A 17,394-nucleotide genomic window follows, 5' to 3' on the forward strand; every position below is an offset into this window, starting at 1 on the left:
ATTTACACCTTAGAAACGACCGGTTGCCACGATAGACACATAACGCCATTCATGTGCGCGTCGGCACTATCTCGATACAGTCAGTTACAAATCAAGTACTACCAAGCACGGATCGATAAACATTTACATACGCCGCAATCGCCTTGGTCTCGCCGAAACATTCGACAGCACGCCGACGCCCTGTCGTCCCCAGCTGTGCGCATAGCGACGAGTTCTGCGCCAGCTGTTTCACGTAACGAACCAATTGATGAAGATCGTCTACTGGCGCCAGCAATGCCGTCTTCTCGTGCTGGCAGACTTCGGCCGTACCGGAGCTGGCAAACCCGACCACCGGCAACCCGCAGGCCATCGCCTCCAGCGCGACATAGCCGAACGCCTCGTAGCGAGTCGGCACCAGTGCCGCGTCGACAGACCGATATGCCGCCGGCATCTGCTCGGGCGCCAGGCGAGGCAACGGCTTCACATTCGCCGGCAGTCCAGAGGCATCGAAACCGGCGCGCAATCCACCAATACAGCGTATCTCGAAGCCCGGCCCCAACCGATCGGCAATGGCCGGAAGCAGGTCAGCACCTTTCCAACGCGATGGGTTGCCCACGAAAAGAAGTTTGAACGGTTCCGCATTCTTCCGCGGATCGGTTTCATGGGTTGCATCCACGTACGCCGGCGCGAAGCAGTCCGTGTCGACCCAGTTGTGGATGACGGCCACCGGCTTGTCCACGTCCGCGCGCATGGCCGTGGCGCAGTATTCGCTGACGGCGACGACGGCATCGGCAGCCGCGTAGGAGCGTTTGATCCATCGACTGCAAAACAGGTCGTGATACAAGGCCTGCGACCGACTACGCCAGGGCGCGAAATCCGGATGGGCGATGTACTGGTGCTCCGTGATCACCAGCGGAATCCCCGGACGCTTGAAGGCGAATCCCTGCCAGCTGTTCGCATGCACCACATCGATGCCTTCCGGCACAGCCATCGACGCGAGCCGCCAGGGCATCAACTCGTATCGGTGCTTGAACCATTGCACCACCGGCTCATGGCCGGCGAGACGCAATCCCTGCGCCAGGCGCTGTACGAAAACATCCGCCCCGCTACCGGCACGGATGGCCGGAAGCCAGATCCTTAGCGGCCGGTTCATGGCAATGATCCGTCATTGGAGACCAACTGCCGGAGTCGGTCGCTCAATCTTGCGCCGAACTTCCTCCATTCGAACCCGGCAGCAAATCGTCGACATGCAGCACTCACTTCGACCGTCCGACCAATCTGCAGGGTCTGCACGACCTGCTCGACGAACATGTCGTAATCGCCTGCTGGCACCAGCCGACCCGAGCAACCGTCGGCAACGGCGTCGCCAACGCCACCAACATCAAACGCCACCGTGGGAAGACCGTGCGCAGCGGCTTCAACCGCCACCATACCGAAGCCTTCCACGTCGCCGGGTAATGCACGGACCGGGAAAATACACAGATCCGCCACGTCGTAGGCGATAGCCAGCTCAGCATCCTCGCATGCGCCGAGCATCCGGATGTGCCGTTCGAGTCCCAACTCGCGCGCGCACTCCATGAGTCGTTCGCCGGCACCAAGCCCGCTGCCCTGAAGCGCATTCGGCGCCTCGTCGCCGATGATCACCAAGACCACATCCGGACATGCCGACACGATGCGCGGCAAGGCTTGGCGGACAAACTCCGGAATACCCTTGCGCGGCGTCAATCGCCCCACGGAGAGCATGACCTTGCATGCCTGGAGACCATGCCGCTGCCGAAAGTCAGGGGCGGCGCAACCATCGTTGCCGGTCTCGACCGGTAGTTCTACACCCGGGTGAATCACGGTGATGCGTTCCTGACGGATTCCCACCTGCCGGGCAAGCCGGGCGGTGTTACGGCTGTTGACGATACATACGTCACACCGTCGCAGGAATGGCAACCACAAAGCCCGGTACAGCAGGTTCGGCGTCACCAGATCGAGGCCATGTGCGTAGACTGCACTTCGCGCATGCATGATCCCGGCTGTGATCACAGCGATCGGTGCCGTCAAGCCGCTGCCTGCGAGAACGATGCGAGGCCGCGCCTTTTTTCCCCGCGACAACGACAGCAGGAGCGCCCTCGCGAGGAACCGCCAGAGCGGGCGGACCGGTGCCTCATGCACATCGACCGTTGCCGGCAAATGTGCGCGACACCCGTTCGGCCCCACCACCAGAACGCGGAACCCGCTGGCCAGTTCAATGGCAATGTGCCGGTTCAAGCGCTCCATGCCGCCGCGCAAGGGCGGCAGGTTGCGGGTAACGAGCAATATTGCTGCACGCGCGTTGCCCAACTCCTGCCCTTCAATCATGTGAGGTTCGGCAGTAGTGATAGACCTGGTATTGCCAGGCCGTCGGCCACGTCGTCAAGGCCAGGGCCTGCATCGCCCGCAATGGCCAGGACAAGATGTTGCCTCGGCAGATCCACGACCGCGAGAGTGGGTGCAGGTCGCGCCATTTCGCCACCACCTGCAAGCCCGCATCTTCAAAGAGCCGCTCCCATGCGGCAAGCTCGAGCACGTCCTCTCTGGCCTTGACTTGTTGCGTCCCCCCGTAAAGCCCCATACGGCGCGTCAGAAATCCCGCGTTGGGCACCAGCAGAAGAAATTTCGCGTCGGGCTTGGCCACGCGTTTCATTTCGTTCAATGCGCGTGGTTTATCCAGGAAATGTTCCAGCGACCCCATACAGGTAACAAGATCGAAACGGCCAGTATCGAACGGCAGCGATTCGGCCGGGCCACAGTAGAACTCGCCCTCAGGGAAACGCCGCACACACTCGTCGACCGCCTTGTGTGACAGGTCGATGCCAGCAATGGAGGCGCCACGGGACCGGAAAAAATCCAGCCACTCGCCGGTGCCGCAGGCTACATCCAGCACGGCCCGTCCGCTCAAGCCGCCTAACTGCTTGCCGATCTTTCGACAATGCCAAGGCAACGATTTACCTCCCGGGCCTTGGGCGTAATACTCATTGTCGTAAAAGTCGCGGATCGGGGCGAACTTGTCGGAAGTATCGGTCATGGTTATTTGGCCTACGTGTTGCCGTCGCGCCGATACGTCAGCGCAGTGACCTGTTCGGACACCAGCCCGATCAGGAACACGATCACCGCCGCGCTCCACATCAGAGTGCTGCCGTTGGTGAGGCGGCCTTCGTGCAGGAAGGTCCAGGCGTAGTTGGCACAGCCAAGCAGAAAAAACAGCGCACTCGCCGGCACGAACAACTTCAGCGGCGAGTACAGTGTGGCGATCTTGAAGATGATCAGCAGGAAGCGCACACCATCGCGCAGGGGCTTGATGTGGCTTTTGCCGACGCGTCGAGCGGCCTTGATCGGCAGGTAGGCCACCGGATAGGCGCTGCGGAAGAAGGCCATGGTGCTGGTAGTGGGGTAGCTGAAGCCGTTCGGCAGCAGGTGCAGGAATTCGCGGAACTTGTCCGCGCGCACAGCGCGGAAGCCGGAGGTGAGGTCCAGCACGCGATGGCCGGTCATCCGGGTGGCCAGCCAGTTGTACAGCGTGTTGGCGAGGCCGCGGCCGACACCGGCCTGGCTGCCCCAGTCGCGTGCGCCCACCACCATGTCGTAGCCGCGCTCCAGTTCGGCCAGCAGCCGCGCGACGTCAGCCGGATCGTGCTGGCCGTCGCCGTCCATGAACACCAGGATGTCGCCGCTGGCGGCACGGGCGCCGCGTTTGATCGCCGCACCGTTGCCCATCGAGTACGGCGAGGACAGGCACTGGACGCCACCACTCTTGCAGACACTGCGGGTGTCGTCGGTGGAACCGTCGTCGACCACGATGATTTCGGCCTCGGGATGGGCCGCGCGCAAACGCGGCAGCAACGCGGCGAGCGCGGGCGCTTCGTTCTTGGCAGGCAGGATAATGCTCAGGCGGTTCAACAGGCGACTCCCCCGAATGGAGAGGGGATCATAGCGTGAAGGCCGTCTGTAGGTTGCGGACGGGGTTGGTCTTTTGGGGTGCGACTTGGGCCAGCACGTCTAGCAAGGTCGAGGCCTTGACCAACTGCGCTGCATCGTCCTGCATGATGTGACGCACCAGCACATGGGTATCCAGGCCGATCATTTCGCCGCTGCACCCGCTGCAGCGATCACGGCGTTTATCCGCTCGATCGATATCGTCTTGGGCGCCTTGCCGAACATGCCCTTGAGTGCGGTTATGGGGCGCGTGGCGGCGACGAACTCACAGGATTTCCACAAGCTCCACTCGATCCCCTGCACGCAGGTGCATGGCCTCGCGCACGGCAACCGGGATCGTGATCTGGCCCTTGCTGGTAACGCTGGCGGTGATGATGGCCTTCTCTAGTGCCGAAGGGGAGATTTACAGGGTCTTGCGGGGGGAGATCAAGAGCTTTACCCCCTCCTGACCTCCCCCTGCACGCAGGGGGAGGAACTGAACGTGGGACCTCTACACGCAGGGGTAGGAACCGAACGTGGAGCCTCTGTGCGCGAGAAACTGAACATGGAGCCTCTGTGCGCAAGGGGAGGAGCCGAGCCTCACGGCCCCGCACCGACCAAGAAGCAGAACCAGGCTTGCGGAAGCTGGCTTGTGCGCTGCATCACCGCGCTGGATCGGGCTTGCAGGGAATGGGTGACCTGCGCGCTGGACTGCGGTAGATTCAACAACATACAGGGGCAAGGTCGAGCAGATTATGTCATCTCAATTACAACCATCGCTCGCGGGTCTGTCCGGCATGGCGCGCCGACTGGTGTCCGAGGGGGTAATGCCCGAAGACGTCGTGCGCAAGGCGATGGCCGACAGCAACCAGAGCAAATCCACGCTGACCACCTGGCTGCTGGATCGCAACCTGGTCGACAGCGCCGAACTGACCCGGATCGCCTCGGCCGAATTCGGCATGCCGACGATGGACGTGGCCGCGCTGAACCCGACGACGATGCCGCTGGACCTGATCAGCGAGGCGCTGATCACCAAGCACCAGACGCTGCCGCTGTTCCGCCGCGGCAAGCGCCTGTTCGTGGGCATCGCCGACCCGATGCAGTCGCATGCGCTGGACGAGATCCAGTTCCACTCCAACTGCATGGTGGAACCGATCCTGGTGGAGCGTGGCTCGCTGCAGCGGGTGATCGAAAGCCTGCTCAACAACCTGCGCAACACCATGCCCGACATGGGTGGCGGCGACCTGGACGAGCTGGACGTCGAGGGCGGCGACGACGAGGGCGAATCGAGCAGCGGCGTCGACGCGAACGCGAACGACGACGCGCCAGTGGTGAAGTTCGTCAACAAGATCCTGGTCGACGCGATCCGCCGCGGCGCCTCGGACATCCATTTCGAGCCGTTCGAGACTCAGTACCGGGTGCGCCTGCGCATGGACGGCATCCTGAAGGCGGTGGCCAGCCCGCCGATGAAGATGGCCAACCGCATCTCCTCGCGCATCAAGGTGATGGCGCAGCTGGACATCGCCGAGAAGCGCGTGCCGCAGGACGGTCGCATCAAACTCAACCTGTCCAAGACCCGCGCCATCGACTTCCGCGTGAGCACGCTGCCCACGCTGTTTGGCGAGAAGATCGTGATGCGTATCCTGGACGGCTCCTCGGCCAGGATTGGCATCGAGAAGCTTGGCTACGAGCCGGAGCAGCAGAAGCTCTACGTCGACGCCATCCACAAGCCGTACGGCATGGTGCTGGTCACCGGCCCCACCGGCTCGGGCAAGACGGTGTCGCTGTACACCGGCCTGAACATGCTCAACACCGCCGAGCGCAACATCTCGACGGTGGAAGACCCGGTGGAAATCCGCGTCGAGGGTATCAACCAGGTACAGCAGAACGTGAAGCGCGGCATGACCTTCGCCAGCGCGCTGCGTTCGTTCCTGCGCCAGGACCCGGACGTGATCATGGTCGGCGAGATCCGCGACCTGGAGACCGCCGAGATCGCGATCAAAGCGGCGCAGACCGGCCACATGGTGCTGTCCACCCTGCACACCAACGACGCCGCGCAGACCATCTCGCGCCTGATGAACATGGGCATCGCGCCCTACAACATCACCTCGTCGGTGACCCTGATCATCGCCCAGCGCCTGGCGCGGCGCCTGCACGACTGCAAGAAGCCGATCGAACTACCGCCCAAGGTGCTGCTGGACGCCGGCTTCAGCCAGGCCGATATCGACGCCGGGCTGACCATTTACGAGGCCGTCGGCTGCGACGGCTGCAACGAGGGTTACAAGGGCCGCGTGGGCATCTACCAGGTGATGCCGATGCTGGAGGATATCCAGAAGATCGTCCTGCAGGGCGGCAACGCGCTGCAGATCGCCGAGGTGGCCAGGGCCGCCGGCATCAACGACTTGCGCGCGTCGGCCCTGCTCAAGGTGAAGCAGGGGCTGACCAGCCTGACCGAGATCGACCGCGTCACCAAGGAATAAACGGGGAATTCTGGGATCTCCGTTGCACCGAACTTGCGTCCGGCACCACGGTTTGGCGCCGCAAAAATGACATAAGCTGTACCGGATACCTTGTCAGCCGCCGCAAAGGACGGCTTCGGGACTGGACCACTGGGGGAAGATGCGCATGGCTACGGCTACCGCAACGAACATCAACAAGGCGCGTGAGCTCGGTGCCCAGCGCGCCGAGGTCAGCAAGCTGACCACTTACGAGTGGGTGGCGCTGGACAAGCGTGGCAAGCGCATGAAGGGCGACATGCCGGCGAAGAACGCCTTGCTGGTCAAGGCCGAACTGCGCCGCCAGGGCATGAACCCGCAGACCGTGCGCGAGCGCGCCAAGCCGCTGTTCGGCGCCACCGGCAGCACCATCAAGCCGGGCGACGTGGCCATCTTCAGTCGCCAGATTGCCACCATGATGGCGTCCGGCGTGCCGATGATCCAGGCCTTCGACATCATTGCCGACGGCCAGAAGAACATCCGCTTCAAGAACGTCCTGCTCGACGTGAAGCAGAACATCGAGGGCGGTGCGTCGCTGCACGAGGCGCTGGGGCGTTACCCGGTGCAGTTCGACGAGCTGTACTGCAACCTGGTGAAGGCCGGCGAGGCCTCCGGTGTGCTGGACACCGTGCTGGACACCGTGGCGACCTACAAGGAGCGCACGGAAGCGATCAAGAAGAAGATCAAGAAAGCGCTGTTCTACCCGATGATGGTGCTGGCGGTGGTATTCATCGTCGTGCTGATCATGTTGCTGTTCGTGGTGCCGGTGTTCGCCAAGACCTTCCAGGACGCCGGCGCGCAGCTGCCCGCACCCACCCAGCTGCTGGTGACCGCCTCACGGTTCATGCAGAGTTACTGGTTCGTGGTTGTCGGCGTGATCGGCGGTAGCATCATCGCGATCGTGCTCGCCAAGAAGCGCTCGGTGAAATTTGCCCACTTCCTCGACCGCATGGCGCTGAAGATGCCGGTGATGGGCAATATCGTGCGCAACTCGGCGATCGCCCGCTTCGCCCGCACGCTGGGCGTCACCTTCCGTGCCGGCGTACCGCTGGTCGAAGCGATGGACGCGGTGGCCGGTGCCACCGGCAGCGTGGTCTACGGCGATGCGGTCAGGCAGATGCGCGACGACATCTCGGTCGGCCACCAGCTGCAGCTGGCGATGAAACAGACCGGCCTGTTCCCGAACATGGTGGTGCAGATGACCGCGATCGGCGAAGAATCCGGCGCGCTGGACAACATGCTGTTCAAGGTGGCGGAATTCTACGAGGAAGAAGTCAGCAACGCCGTCGACACTCTCTCCACCTTGCTCGAACCGATCATTATGGTAGTGCTCGGCACCCTGGTCGGCGGCATGGTGGTGGCCCTGTACCTGCCTATCTTCAAGCTCGCCGGCACGTTCTGACGACAATGCCGCAAGAAAGCCCCTCTCCCGTCGGCGACCGCAAGGAGTCCCCTTGTGGGTGAGAGGGGTGGGGAGAGGGGCCGCTCGAAGCGATGCATCACAAACCACCCCTGCCCACCCAAACGCTAGCCACAGCCAAGTCGCTGCGAGCCACCAGCACCGATGCCGAACGCAAGCTCTGGTATTACTTGCGCGCGCACCGCCTTGGTGGATTCAAATTTCGCCGCCAACATCCCATACCGCCATATGTCGCGGACTTTTACTGCGACGGACTCAAACTGGTCATCGAACTCGATGGTTCGCAGCACAGCGAAGAAATCGACAGCACGCGTATGCAGGCCCTCGAACGCCAGGGTTTGCTTGTATTGAGGTTCTGGAACAATCAGGTGTTGCAGGAAATCGAGGCAGTGCTTGAGGCGATCTTGAACTTCGCTCGGCACCGCACCCTCTCCCCCACCCCTCCCCCGGAGTGGGAGGGGCTTTAAAAAACACAAGGCCGACGCATGCCCGAACTTCCCCTTGTCCTGTGGATCGCCCTGGCCGGCGTGCTCGGCCTGCTGGTGGGCAGCTTTCTCAACGTGGTGATCCTGCGGCTGCCCGAGCGGATGGCCGCGGCATGGCGGCAGGAGGCACGGGAGGTGCTGGAGCTGCAGGCTGATGCCACGCCGCTGCCGCCGGGCATCGTGCGCGAGCCGTCGCACTGTCCGCACTGCAAGCATCCGCTGTCGGCGCGGGACAACATCCCGCTGTTCGGCTGGCTGCTGCTGCGCGGGCACTGCCGTTACTGCCAGGCGAAGATCTCGATCCAGTACCCGCTGGTGGAACTGCTCAGCGGCGTGCTGAGCGCGGTGGTCGTGTGGAAGTTCGGCCCGTCGTGGGCTGCGCTGGCCGGGCTGGCGCTGACCTGGACCTTGATCGCGCTGTCCGGCGTCGACTTCCGCACCCAGCTGCTGCCCGACCAGCTCACCCTGCCGCTGCTGTGGCTGGGCCTGCTGCTGTCGCTGCTGCCGATGTTCGTCACCGCGCCAGCGTCGATCCTGGCCGCGGCGATCGGCTACCTGAGCCTGTGGAGCGTGTACTGGGCATTCAAGCTGCTCACCGGCAAGGAGGGCATGGGCCACGGCGATTTCAAGCTGCTCGCCGCACTGGGCGCATGGATGGGGCCGGTATCGCTGTTGCCGATCATCCTGCTGTCGTCACTGATCGGCGCGCTGGTCGGTGGCATCCTGATCGCGCTGCGCCGGCACGAGCGCGAGATCCCGATGCCGTTCGGCCCGTTCCTCGCCGCCGCCGGCTGGGTCTGGTTCGTAGCCGGCGCGGATCTGCTGCAGGGTTACATGCAGCTGACTGGCCTGCGGTGAGCCAGCGCCCGCACGCCATGGCGATCGCCCTGACCGGCGGCGTCGCCGCCGGCAAGACGGCGGTGACGCGGCGCTTCGAGGCGCTGGGCGTGCACGTACATGACGCCGACGTGGCCGCCCGCGAGGTGATCGAGCCTGGCACGCCCGGGCTGGCCGCGGTGGTCGAGGCCTTCGGTGCCGGCGTACTGGATGACTCAGGGCGGCTGGACCGCGCAGCCATGCGCCAGCACGTGTTCACCGACCCTGCAGCACGAAAAACACTGGAGGCGATCATCCACCCGCGCGTGCGCCAGTGGCTGCACGAACGCGCCATGGCCGAGCGCGGCCCGTATTGCCTGCTGGCGATTCCATTGCTGGCCGAGAATATCGAACACTACCGCTGGGTCGACCGCGTGCTGCTGGTCGACGCCCCCGAACCGGTCCAGCTCGCGCGCCTGATCGACCGCGACGGCATCGACGAAACCCTTGCCCGCCGCATGCTGGCCCACCAGGCCAGCCGCAGCGAACGCCTGGCCCTGGCCGATGACGTGATCGAGAACAGCGGCGACGAAGCCGCGCTGGATCAGGCTGTCACCGACCTGCATCGACGCTATCTGGCCCTGGCGTCTGACCGGTAGGGTCCGCGCGGGCGCCGCGCGCCTCGATCAGGGTTTGCAGGATCGGGCAGTCTGCCGGGGTGAGGATCGCCATGTCGATCAGGGCGGGGAACTGCCATTGCAGCGCCTGCCCTTCCAGCGGACGTGGTTCGCCGATCCACGCTTGGACCCGCCAGGCGTCGAGCAGCAGCTCGCGCTCGCCGTAGCGCCACGGCAGCGCGACCAGCGGCTCGGCGTGTTGCAGCGTGACGCCCAGTTCCTCGCGCAGTTCGCGGGCCAGCGCCGCCACGGGTGCCTCGCCGGGTTCGCGCTTGCCGCCGGGGAACTCCCACAGTCCGGCCAGATGCTTGCCGGGCGGTCGCTGCGCCAGCAGCACGCGGCCGTCGGCGTCCAGCAGCAGTCCGGCCATCACGTGCATGACCGCGGGCGACACGGACGCGGGCATCAGCTGCTGCGCAGGTATTCGACCATGTCGAAGTCGTAGGCGTGCTCGGCATCGGCCTTGTGGTGCACGCGGGAGACCTCGGTCCAGTCGCTGAAGTGCACGCCGGGAAAGAACGCGTCGGCGCCGTCGATCGCGGCACCGACCCAGGTGAGGTACAGGCGACGGGCGCGCGGCAGCGCTTCGGCGAACACCATGCCGCCGCCGATCACGATCAGGCCGGTGTTGTCGCAGCGCGCCTGCGCTTCCTCGATCGAGCGCACGGTGATCTGGCCCGGATACGGCGCCTCGTGGCGGCGCGTCAGCACCAGGTTGACCCGGTCCGGCAGCGCGCGGCCGATCGACAGCGCGGTGTTGTAGCCCATCAGCACGTTCTTGCCGGTGGTCAGCTGCTTGAACCAGCGCAGGTCGTCGGGCAGGTGCCAGGGCAACTGCCCCTTGCGGCCGATCGCGAAGTTTTCGTCGAGTGCGGCAATCAGCGAAATGGCCATGGCGAATCCTTGGAAGGCTGGACGATCAGTGTGACGGCCTGCGCCCGCGAAGGACGCCGCCGATGACGCCCGATCTTAACAGGCGGCGGCAACGGCGCGCGGGTTCCGCACGTTCCTGCGCAGCGACTACACGGCAACGGCGGCCTTGATCGCCGGATGCGGCTGGTAGCCCTCGATCGCGACGTCCTCGTAGCGGAAATCGAAGATCGAGCGCACCGCCGGATCGAGCTTCAGCCGCGGCAACGGCCGTGGTTCGCGACTCAGCTGCAGCTGCGCCTGCTCGAGGTGATTGTTGTACAGGTGCGCGTCGCCCAACGTGTGCACGAAGTCACCCACGCCCAGGCCGCAGACCTGCGCCACCATGTGCGTGAGCAGCGCGTAGCTGGCGATGTTGAACGGCACGCCGAGGAAGATGTCGCCCGAGCGCTGGTACAGCTGGCAGCTGAGTTTTCCACCCGCCACGTAAAACTGGAACATCGTGTGGCACGGCATCAGCGCCATCTTCGGCAGCTCGCCTACGTTCCACGCGCTGACGATCAGCCGTCGTGAATCCGGGTTGCGCCGGATCTCGTCGACCACCCAGGCGATCTGGTCGACCGCGCCGCCGTCGGCGGCGGGCCAGGCGCGCCACTGCCGGCCGTAGACCGGGCCGAGATCGCCGTTCGGATCGGCCCATTCGTCCCAGATGCGCACGCCGTGTTCTTTCAGGTAGGCGATGTTGGTGTCGCCGCGCAGGAACCAGATCAGCTCATGCACGATCGACTTGATGTGCAGCTTCTTGGTGGTGACCAGCGGGAAACCATCGTTGAGGTCGAAGCGCATCTGCCAGCCGAACACGCTGCGCGTGCCGGTGCCGGTGCGGTCGGTCTTTTCGGTGCCATGGTCGAGGACATGGCGGAGCAGGTCGAGATAGGCGCGCATCCGGCAAGTATAGGCAGGCGCGTCAGGCAGTGGCGAGCGGCAGGGTCGGCGCGCGCCGCGACATGGCGAGCAGCAGCAACCCGACCGCGATCAGCGGCAACGACTGCATCTGCCCCATCGTCACCCACGACGTGCCGAACAGGTAGCCGAGCTGCGCGTCGGGCACGCGCACGAACTCCACCGCGAAGCGGAAGCAGCCGTACAGCAGCGCGAACAGGCCGGACACCAGGTAGCGCGGCCGTGGTTTCAGCGACACCAGCCACAGCACCACGAACATCACCACGCCTTCGAGCAGCATTTCGTACAACTGCGAGGGATGCCGCGGCAAGCGATCCGGCGCCTGCGGGAAGATCATCGCCCACGACACGTCGCTGGGCTTGCCCCACAACTCGCCGTTGATGAAGTTACCCAGCCGACCCAGCCCCAGCCCGATCGGCACCAGCGGCGCCACGAAGTCGATGGTGTCGAAGAAGTGCAGCTTCTGCTTGCGCGACCACCACCAGCCCGCCACCAGCACGCCGAGCAGGCCGCCGTGGAAGCTCATGCCGCCGTCCCACACCTTGAACAGGGTTTGCGGTGCAGTCCAGATCCAGTCGATGTCGGCGTAGAACAGCATGTACCACACGCGCCCGCCCACGATCACGCCCAGCATGCCGTAGAACAGCAGGTCGCCCAGCGCATCGCGGCTGACCGGCAAGCGGCCGCGCCGACGCCGGTATTCACCCAGCACGGCGACGAAGAAAAAGCCGAGCAGGTACATCAGGCCGTACCAGTGCACCTGGATCGGGCCGATCTGGAAAGCGACGGGATTGAAATCGACGACGTAGGGCTGGGACATGGCGACCGCGCTGACGGATAAAGGCCAAGTGTAGCGGGACGCCGGAGCGGGCGGCGCCGGCACCTCTTCCGCCCGGGCTTTCGCAGGAACTAGAATCCTCCCCTGATACCGTCACATCGTCCGCACTGGGGAGTCCGGACGAGGGTAGCGCCGCTACTTTGCCAGGGATGTCCGCATCCAGCCGCACCGTCTTGCTCCAGACGGCCGGACTTGTCGCATGGAGCTTCAGGGGAGAAAACCGATGTCGTACCGTCTTGCGCGGACCATGCTGTCCGCGGCCTGCCTGCTGTTGCCCGCCGCCGCCGTGGCTGCCGATCTGGTGCCGGTGGAGGATTTCGCGCGCCACGCGCAACTCTCCATGCCGCGGCTTTCACCGGACGGCAGGCACCTCGCCGTCAACATGAACGATACCGACGGCAACTCGCATGCGCTGGTCGTCTACGACGTGACCGACATGAGCAGGCCGGTCAGCCTGCTGCGCCTGCCCAAGTACGAGCTGGCCGTCGGCATCACCTGGGTCAGCAACACCCGGCTGGTGGTGGAAAAAGGCAAGCAGATGGGCTCGATCGACAAGCCCGCCGCCACCGGCGAAGTGATCGCCACCGATTTCGACGGCAAGAACCAGGACTATCTTTACGGCTTCGAAAGCAAGTTCGGCTCGCGTGCCGGCACACGCGGCACCGACCGCGGCTGGGGCTTCCTGGCCGGGCTGCCGACGCCGACCAACGGCCGCTTCTACATGACCACGTACGGCTGGGAAAGCCAGGACTACAGCACCCTGTACGACGTCGACGCGGGCAAGAACACGCGCCGCCTGATCGGCCAGATCAAGATGAGCGGACTGGACTTCATGGTTGGCGCGGACGGCAAGGCCCACTACGCCTATGGCCGTAACGACAACTGGGACTACGTGGTCTACCACCAGCAGGCTGGCGGCTGGACGCCGATGGCTGCCGCCCGGATCGGCAGCAGCTTCACCCCGATCGACTCCACGCCCGACGGGCAGCGCGTCTACGCCCGCTACAACGCCGGCGGCGGCCCGACCTCGCTGGTCGAACAGGACGAGGACGGCGGCAACCGCAAGGTGCTCGCCAGCGACGGTTTCAGCAGCATCGGCAGCATCGAGTGGACGGCGCTGCCGCGCCAGCCGTTCGCCACCGTACCGGCCACCGGCATGCCGCAGACTAGCTACATCGACGCCAACACGCCCACGGCCAAACTGCACCGCGCGCTGAGCCAGAAATTCGCCGGCCATGTCCAGTTCGTCGACTTCAGCGAGGATGGCAGCAAGCTGCTGTTCTGGGTCGGCAGCGACCGCGACCCGGGCACCTACTACCTGATCGACACACACAACTACAAGGTGAGCAAGCTGTTCGCCGAGGAGCCGTGGATCGACCCGGCGAAGATGGCCGAGCGACGCCCCCTGCACTTCAAGGCCAGCGACGGCATGGAACTGGAGGCGATCCTCACGATCCCCCGGGGCGTTGCCGGCAACAACCTGCCCATGGTGCTGCTGCCGCACGGCGGCCCGATCGACGTGCAGGACACCTGGTACTACGACGACGACGCGCAGTTCCTGGCCAGCCGCGGCTATCTGGTGCTGCAGGTGAACTACCGCGGCTCCAGCGGTCGCGGCGTCGGTTTCCAGGAAGCCGGCTACCTGAAGTGGGGCACCCGCATCCAGCAGGACCTGATCGACGGCGTGAAGTGGGCCATCGCGGAAAACTACGCCGACCCGAAGCGCGTCTGCGTCTACGGCGGCAGCTTCGGCGGCTACTCGGCCATGATGACCACGATCCGCGCACCGGGCATGTTCAAGTGCGCGGTGGGCTACGCCGGCATCTACGACCTGAAGATGATGTACAGCAAAGGCGACATCCGCGAAAGCAAGTCCGGCCGCAACTACCTGAACATGGTCATCGGCAAGGACGACGCCGATCTCGATGCGAACTCGCCCGACAAGCTGGTCGACAAGATCGACGTGCCGGTGCTGCTGATCCACGGTGAAGACGACAAACGTGCACCGTTCGCGCAGGCCAAGGCGATGCGTGCTGCACTCGACGCCGCGCACAAGCCGTACGAATGGCTGAGCAAGCCGGGCGAAGGCCACGGCTTCTACAGCGAAGAGAACAACATCGAGTTCTACAACCGGCTGCAGGCCTTCCTCGCCAAGCACATCGGGCCGGGCGCCAGCGCACGCTGAGTCCACCAACAGTAGGCCACTCCCGGAAGGCGCTTCGGCGCCTTCCTTTTTTGCGAGTGCATGGGGCGTGCTTGTGATGGACCGTCAGCCCACCCGTGAAGCACCGCAGCTCAGAGCAGCACCGGTCGGTCCGGCAGCTCGTCGGGATTGGCCTTGCCGTCGCCGGGGAAATGCCGTTCCAGCAAGGCGTTGGCGGCGGCGATGCCGTCCAGGCTGCCGGTGCGCCATTGTCCGGCGGCATAGCTTTCGCGCATGCGGGCGCAGAGGTTCGCCCATTCGTGCGTCGACACCTTCGCCGCGATGCCGCGGTCGGCGACGATCTCGATGCGGTGCTCGGCCATCAGCACGTAAAGCAGCACGCCACTGTTGAGTTCGGTGTCCCACACGCGCAACTGGGCAAACACCTGGCGCGCTCGAGCCGCGGCGTCGAGGCCCTCCAGCACGGCCAGCGGCGCCAGCCGCGATTCCACTGCGAAGCGGATCTCGCCCAGGTGGGTGCGCTCGCCGGTGGCGATCGCCGCGGCCATCTCGTCCAGCAATGCGCGCGGAAAACGCCGCGACAGCTGGAACCAGCCGCCACAAAGATTCGCCCACAGTCGCCGCATGCGCGCCATCACCAGCTCCCCGAAGAACCGCCACCGCCGAAGCTGCCGCCACCGCCGCTGAAGCCGCCACCGCCGAAACTTCCGCCGCCACCCCAACCACCACCACCACCGAAACCGCCCCAGCCGCCGCCACCGACCGAACGGCCGGCGCCGCCGGGAAGCAGCATCAGCACGCCGCCAACCAGCGCGCCGAGGATGCCGGCGCCCATCGAGATCAGCAGCCACAGCAGGCCGCCGACCAGCACGGCGCCCAGCGGCGTGCGCAGCCAGCGGCTGGTGCGGCCGAAAATGCCGCGCAGGAACAGCGCCACGAACACGGCGATCATCAGGCCGCCCTGCAGATCGAGGCCGGGACGGTCGCGCTCGGGAGCACCTTGCACCGGCGGCGGCAGCGGCTCGCCGTTGATCAGCTGAGTCAGCGCGCCGACCGCGTCGCTGATGCCGCCGAAGTAGTCGTTGGCGCGGAACTTCGGCGCGATGTATTCCCGGATGATGCGTGCGGTAGCGGCGTCGGGAATCGCACCCTCCAGACCGTAGCCAACCTCGATGCGCACCTGGCGGTCGTCCTTCGCCACCAGCAGCAGCACGCCGTCGTCGGTACCCTTGCGGCCCACCTTGTTCGCCTCGGCCACCGCCAGCGAGTAGCCCTCGATGTCCTGCTCGCCGGTGCTGCCGACCATCAGCACCACCAGTTGCGCGCCCTTGGCTTTTTCCAGCGCCACCAGCTGCGCATCGAGCTGGTCGATCTGTGGCGCGCTCAGCGTGCCGGTGAGGTCGGTGACGTGCCGCGCCAGTTTCGGCACGGCGTCGGCCGCCAGCAGCAAGGCCGGCAGCAGCAGCGCCAGCAGCAGCCAGCGGCGCGGGAGGCGCCCGGGCATCATCAACGCGTCGCGGCAGGCGCCGGCGTGCTGGTGCCGAAATCCACCTTCGGCGCGGTGGAGATCGCCTGCTCGTTCTCGACCGAGAAATTCGGCTTGACCTGGTAGCCGAAGATCTTCGCGGTCAGGTTGTTCGGGAAGGTACGGATCATCCCGTTGTACGCCTGCACCGCCTGCACGTAGCGGTTGCGCGCCACGGTGACGCGGTTCTCGGTGCCTTCCAGCTGCGCCTGCAGGTTCTGGAACAGGCCGTCGGCCTTCAGCTGCGGGTAGTTCTCGCTGACCACCATCAAGCGCGACAGCGCGTTGCCCAGCTCGCCCTGCGCGGCCTGGAACTGCTGCAGCTTCGCCGGATCGTTGAGCGAATCGGCGTTGACCTGCAGGCTGCCGACCTTGGCGCGGGCTTCGGTCACCTCGACGAAGACCTTCTCCTCGTGCTGGGCGTAGCCCTTGACCGTGTTGACCAGGTTCGGCACCAGGTCGGCGCGGCGCTGGTACTGGTTCAGCACTTCGGACCAGGCTGCCTTGACCGCCTCGTCCTGCTTCTGGATGGCGTTGTAACCGCAACCGCTCAGGCCGAAGGCAAGCAGCAACAGCACGAGATTGCGCAGAAGTTTCATGGGGTCGCTCCGATCCGGTGGAAAGCCATTCCATCATCCCACGCCACTTGCCGCAATCGTGTCAGCACGGGGTGAACGCGCGCGCTAACCGAACAGGCGCGGCCCGAGGATCAAGGCCCAGCTCAACACCACCAGCACCAGCAGCATGAATACCGCGGCCGAGCCCATGTCCTTGGCGCGCCCGGCCAGTTCGTTGAATTCCGGGCTGACCTTGTCGACCACCGCCTCGATCGCCGAATTCAGCAGCTCGGCCGACAGCACCAGCATCGGTGCCAGGACCAGCACGAATTTCTCCACCCCGCCGTGCCCCAGCCACAAACCGAGCGGGATCAGCACCACCGCCAGGCAGGCTTCCAGCCGGAACGAAGCCTCGTGCCGCCAGCCCGCGCGCAGCCCCTTCATCGACCACAGGAACGCGTTCCAGACCTGCTTCGGACCGCGGAAACCTTCGGCGGCCATCAGCGGCGGCGCCCGGTCGGCTGCGAACGCCTCGGCGATGTCGATGCAATGGTGGACATGGACGGCAAGACTCCCTGGAACGGGTCGGTTCGGACGGCCGATGATGCCACAAGCGCCGGCAGCGGACGCCCGTCACGGGCCCGCTGTCATGCCGCAGTGCAGCTA

20 protein-coding genes are annotated in these 17,394 nt (G+C 65.2%); 6 read left to right on the forward strand and 14 right to left on the reverse strand.

Features of this window, described 5'->3' with window-relative positions:
* Positions 1-91 precede the first annotated feature (91 nt).
* The 6 genes from QQA13_RS12190 to QQA13_RS12215 form a co-directional block, all read right to left on the reverse strand.
* The gene (locus QQA13_RS12190; RefSeq protein ID WP_108470809.1) at positions 92-1,132 is read right to left on the reverse strand and encodes a glycosyltransferase family 4 protein; all 1,041 of its coding nucleotides are present in this window, start codon (positions 1,130-1,132) and stop codon (positions 92-94) included.
* A complete protein-coding gene (locus QQA13_RS12195) occupies positions 1,129-2,325 on the reverse strand; it encodes a glycosyltransferase family 4 protein (RefSeq protein WP_108470810.1) in 1,197 nt (398 codons plus the stop codon). The genes QQA13_RS12190 and QQA13_RS12195 overlap by 4 nt, the downstream gene beginning before the upstream one ends.
* Positions 2,318-3,031, reverse strand: coding sequence for a class I SAM-dependent methyltransferase (locus QQA13_RS12200; protein ID WP_108470811.1), 714 nt, complete (start codon positions 3,029-3,031; stop codon positions 2,318-2,320). The genes QQA13_RS12195 and QQA13_RS12200 overlap by 8 nt, the downstream gene beginning before the upstream one ends.
* A gap of 11 nt (positions 3,032-3,042) precedes the next feature.
* Positions 3,043-3,903, reverse strand: coding sequence for a glycosyltransferase family 2 protein (locus QQA13_RS12205; protein WP_108470812.1), 861 nt, complete (start codon positions 3,901-3,903; stop codon positions 3,043-3,045).
* A 28-nt stretch (positions 3,904-3,931) separates the two neighbouring features.
* Complete coding sequence (locus QQA13_RS12210) at positions 3,932-4,087, reverse strand: hypothetical protein (protein ID WP_234411269.1); 156 nt, start codon at positions 4,085-4,087, stop codon at positions 3,932-3,934.
* 117 nt (positions 4,088-4,204) lie between these two features.
* On the reverse strand, positions 4,205-4,264 hold the full coding sequence (locus QQA13_RS12215; protein WP_234411286.1) for a hypothetical protein: 60 nt from the start codon (positions 4,262-4,264) through the stop codon (positions 4,205-4,207).
* A gap of 409 nt (positions 4,265-4,673) precedes the next feature.
* Here QQA13_RS12215 and pilB point away from each other — a divergent pair, with 409 nt between their 5' ends.
* The 5 genes from pilB (at position 4,674) to coaE (ending at position 9,793) form a co-directional block, all read left to right on the forward strand.
* A complete protein-coding gene (gene pilB / locus QQA13_RS12220) occupies positions 4,674-6,398 on the forward strand; it encodes a type IV-A pilus assembly ATPase PilB (RefSeq protein ID WP_108470813.1) in 1,725 nt (574 codons plus the stop codon).
* A 145-nt stretch (positions 6,399-6,543) separates the two neighbouring features.
* Positions 6,544-7,815, forward strand: a complete 1,272-nt coding sequence (locus QQA13_RS12225; RefSeq protein WP_108470814.1) for a type II secretion system F family protein — start codon at positions 6,544-6,546, stop codon at positions 7,813-7,815.
* A gap of 92 nt (positions 7,816-7,907) precedes the next feature.
* Positions 7,908-8,300 carry an endonuclease domain-containing protein gene (locus tag QQA13_RS12230; protein ID WP_108470815.1) on the forward strand — a complete coding sequence of 131 codons (393 nt, stop codon included), beginning with the start codon at positions 7,908-7,910 and terminating at the stop codon, positions 8,298-8,300.
* An 18-nt stretch (positions 8,301-8,318) separates the two neighbouring features.
* Positions 8,319-9,176: a prepilin peptidase gene (locus QQA13_RS12235; protein ID WP_108470816.1), complete on the forward strand. Its 858-nt coding sequence runs from the start codon at positions 8,319-8,321 to the stop codon at positions 9,174-9,176.
* A gap of 17 nt (positions 9,177-9,193) precedes the next feature.
* Positions 9,194-9,793, forward strand: coding sequence for a dephospho-CoA kinase (gene coaE / locus QQA13_RS12240; protein WP_108470968.1), 600 nt, complete (start codon positions 9,194-9,196; stop codon positions 9,791-9,793).
* Here the strand turns inward: coaE and QQA13_RS12245 are convergent.
* The 4 genes from QQA13_RS12245 to lgt all read right to left on the reverse strand — a co-directional run bounded on the left by QQA13_RS12245 (position 9,747) and on the right by lgt (position 12,464).
* Positions 9,747-10,217 (reverse strand): NUDIX domain-containing protein, encoded by a 471-nt coding sequence (locus QQA13_RS12245; protein ID WP_108470817.1) that lies wholly within the window; start codon positions 10,215-10,217, stop codon positions 9,747-9,749. The genes coaE and QQA13_RS12245 overlap by 47 nt on opposite strands.
* A complete protein-coding gene (locus QQA13_RS12250) occupies positions 10,217-10,705 on the reverse strand; it encodes a dihydrofolate reductase (protein ID WP_108470818.1) in 489 nt (162 codons plus the stop codon). Before QQA13_RS12250 ends, QQA13_RS12245 begins: the two co-directional genes overlap by 1 nt.
* 126 nt (positions 10,706-10,831) lie before the next feature.
* Positions 10,832-11,626, reverse strand: a complete 795-nt coding sequence (locus QQA13_RS12255; RefSeq protein WP_108470819.1) for a thymidylate synthase — start codon at positions 11,624-11,626, stop codon at positions 10,832-10,834.
* A 22-nt stretch (positions 11,627-11,648) separates the two neighbouring features.
* A complete protein-coding gene (lgt, locus tag QQA13_RS12260; RefSeq protein WP_108470820.1) occupies positions 11,649-12,464 on the reverse strand; it encodes a prolipoprotein diacylglyceryl transferase in 816 nt (271 codons plus the stop codon).
* A 241-nt stretch (positions 12,465-12,705) separates the two neighbouring features.
* On the opposite strand from lgt, the gene QQA13_RS12265 reads away from it, so the two are divergent.
* A complete protein-coding gene (locus QQA13_RS12265; RefSeq protein WP_234411270.1) occupies positions 12,706-14,667 on the forward strand; it encodes an alpha/beta hydrolase family protein in 1,962 nt (653 codons plus the stop codon).
* 110 nt (positions 14,668-14,777) lie between these two features.
* Here QQA13_RS12265 and QQA13_RS12270 read toward each other — a convergent pair whose 3' ends face one another.
* From QQA13_RS12270 to QQA13_RS12285, 4 genes are all read right to left on the reverse strand, one after another.
* Positions 14,778-15,281 carry a TPM domain-containing protein gene (locus QQA13_RS12270; RefSeq protein ID WP_108470821.1) on the reverse strand — a complete coding sequence of 168 codons (504 nt, stop codon included), beginning with the start codon at positions 15,279-15,281 and terminating at the stop codon, positions 14,778-14,780.
* A complete protein-coding gene (locus QQA13_RS12275) occupies positions 15,281-16,153 on the reverse strand; it encodes a TPM domain-containing protein (RefSeq protein ID WP_108470822.1) in 873 nt (290 codons plus the stop codon). Before QQA13_RS12275 ends, QQA13_RS12270 begins: the two co-directional genes overlap by 1 nt.
* Positions 16,153-16,770, reverse strand: a complete 618-nt coding sequence (locus QQA13_RS12280; protein WP_108470823.1) for a LemA family protein — start codon at positions 16,768-16,770, stop codon at positions 16,153-16,155. The genes QQA13_RS12275 and QQA13_RS12280 overlap by 1 nt, the downstream gene beginning before the upstream one ends.
* An 84-nt stretch (positions 16,771-16,854) precedes the next feature.
* On the reverse strand, positions 16,855-17,229 hold the full coding sequence (locus QQA13_RS12285) for a diacylglycerol kinase (RefSeq protein ID WP_108470824.1): 375 nt from the start codon (positions 17,227-17,229) through the stop codon (positions 16,855-16,857).
* Positions 17,230-17,394 lie beyond the last annotated feature (165 nt).

Origin of the sequence: Rhodanobacter thiooxydans, assembly GCF_030291135.1 — a bacterium.
In the GTDB taxonomy this organism is placed as follows: domain Bacteria; phylum Pseudomonadota; class Gammaproteobacteria; order Xanthomonadales; family Rhodanobacteraceae; genus Rhodanobacter; species Rhodanobacter thiooxydans_A.